Origin of the sequence: Asaia sp. SF2.1, assembly GCF_000505765.1 — a bacterium.
Classification (GTDB): domain Bacteria; phylum Pseudomonadota; class Alphaproteobacteria; order Acetobacterales; family Acetobacteraceae; genus Asaia; species Asaia bogorensis.
Window position 1 is genome coordinate 38,283 of the sequence record NZ_AYXS01000008.1, and the last position, 519, is coordinate 38,801.

1 protein-coding gene is annotated in these 519 nt (G+C 62.4%); it reads right to left on the reverse strand.

What is annotated here, in order from left to right; translation table 11 throughout:
• Nucleotides 1-74 precede the first annotated feature (74 nt).
• A partial coding sequence (locus P792_RS38445) for a response regulator (RefSeq protein ID WP_035439484.1) occupies nt 75-519 on the reverse strand: 445 nt, incomplete at its 5' end.

Consider the following 519-nt stretch of genomic DNA (forward strand, 5'->3'; position numbering starts at 1 on the left):
GGGTCATGGGGGGAAGAGGAATGAGTGTGCATGCCTCTTCACATAAGCCCTGCGCGCAGAGAGACAAGCCCGCGCTATGCCCAGTTACGCAGCGTGGTGGCGATTGCCTGACGCAACTCCACCGGAGTGAAGGGCTTGCCCAGCACGAAAGCATCGGCTGGGAGGTTTTCGGGGTCGGCATAACCACTGACGTAAAGCACCGGCAGAGCGGGATATGTCTCCGCCAGGATGGCGCCGCATTCGCGGCCGCCCATGCCCGGCATCAGCAGATCGAGCACAACCAGATCGAAATGTTCACCCGCAGCCAGGCAGGCAATCACATCCTTGCCATCCGCAACGCTGATCACCTCATGACCGTCCTGCGAGAGGAACTGCGCCGTAACGAGCCGCACTCCGGGTTCATCATCAGCCAGCAACACACGCAGCTTGCGCGGCCCCGAAACAGCCTCGACCGCCTCCTGCTGCGCCCCTGCCGTCGCCTCATGGCTGACAGGCACACGCATGATCATGCGTGTGCCT